Raw genomic sequence first — 1,735 nt, forward strand, 5'->3', positions numbered from 1 at the left:
GGATCTGGCGCTGATCTTGTGATCAGACTGGCCCCGCGGTGATCGAATATTGGTCGGCGGCTGCGATCATCGGGCTGGTGTGACCTCCTTGACCTTGGGGTCTGGCTGCCGCATCTGGCGAATGTCGCGCTGGACAGCGTGGAGCGGGTAGCAGGCGAGTTGAGGCTTCGGGTGCGTGCCCGGGCGGAGCAGGTGGCCTGTCCGCGCTGCGCGACGGCTTCGTCGCGGGTGCATGGCCGGTATCGGCGGCGCCTCGTCGATACCGCGCTGGGTGGGCTGGGCGTCGTGGTCGAGCTGGTGGTCCGCCGGTTCCGCTGCGCCGAGCCGGGCTGTGCGGTGGTGACGTTCGCGGAGCAGGTCGAGGGGCTGACCAGCCCGTATGCGCGGTTCACGCCGCCGGCGGCGGAGGCGGTGCGCCAGATCGGGCTGGCGCTCGCGGGACGGGCCGGGGCGCGTCTCGCCATCGCGCTGGGTCTGGAGGTCGGCCGGGACACGTTGCTGCGCCGGGTGCGGGCGCTGCCCGATCCCGAGGTCACGACGATCGCCGTTCTTGGCGTGGACGACTTCGCGCTGCGACGCGGGCACACCTACGGCACAGTCCTCGTCGACGTCGCCACCGGCCGGCCGGTGGACCTGCTCGCGGACCGGGAAGCCGAGACGTTCGCCGCCTGGCTGAAGGCCCATCCTGGCACCGAGACCGTCTGCCGTGACCGGGGCGGCGCCTACGCCGACGGCGCGCGCACCGGCGCCCCCGAGGCCGTGCAGGTCGCGGACCGCTGGCATCTGTGGCACAACCTGGCCGGCTACGTCGAGAAGACCGTCACCCGGCATCGGGCTGACCTGCGCGAACCCGCCGCCGAACCGGCGCCGCCGTCGGCGGAGCCCGAGCAGGTCGACGTCGAGGCGAAGGCCGCGGCGGTGCGCGCCGAGCAGTTCGAGCAGCAGGACTTCGTGCGCCACGCCCGGGAACGGTATGCGGCGGTGCAGGAGCTCAAGGCCCAGGGCCTGGGCATCAAGACGATCAAACGGGAGCTCGGGCTGGCGAAGGAGACCGTCCGCAAGTACTACCGGGCCGAGACGGTCGAGGACGTCCTCGCCAGGGCCCGCGAGGGCCGGGTCAGCGTCCTCGACGCGCACAAGCCCTACCTGCACGAACGGTTCAACGCGGGCGTCACGACCTTCAGCGAGCTGTTCCGGGAGATCTCCGAGCGCGGCTACACCGGCAGCTACGCGACCCTCCGCGACTACCTGCGCCCGCTGCGCACGGCCGGCCGCGCCCCGACCCCGGCGCCTGCGGCACCGAAGGTCCGCACGGTGACTCGCTGGATCCTGACCCACCCCGACCGGCTCGACGCCGACGACACCGCCGCGCTGAAGAAGATCCTCGAGCGCAGCCCGCCGCTCGCCGCGGCCACGGCCCACGTCGCCGGCTTCGCCGAGATGCTCGTCGAACGCCACGGCGAGCGGCTCGATGCCTGGATCACCGCCGTCGAGGCCGACGACCAGCCCGACCTGCACCGCTTTGCCCACGGCCTGCGCCGCGACCACGCCGCCGTCCTCGCCGGCCTCACCGAACCCCACAGCTCCGGCGTCGTCGAGGGCAACGTCAACCGCATCAAAATGATCAAAAGGCAGATGTTCGGCCGCGCCAGCTTCGACCTGCTCCGCAAACGCGTCCTACTCGCCAGATGATCACCTGCAGGGCCGGAAGGATCACAAGATCAGCGCCAGATCC

General features: G+C 71.8%; 1 protein-coding gene. It reads left to right on the forward strand.

The genetic code is table 11. The annotated features are described in order from the left end of the window. Positions 1–171: 171 nt before the first annotated feature. Positions 172–1,692, forward strand: a complete 1,521-nt coding sequence (locus AC559T_RS11860; protein WP_498868725.1) for an ISL3 family transposase — start codon at positions 172–174, stop codon at positions 1,690–1,692. The last annotated feature ends 43 nt before the right edge of the window (positions 1,693–1,735 follow it).

Source organism: Frankia sp. Hr75.2 (assembly GCF_949319125.1).
Taxonomy (GTDB): domain Bacteria; phylum Actinomycetota; class Actinomycetes; order Frankiales; family Frankiaceae; genus Parafrankia; species Parafrankia soli.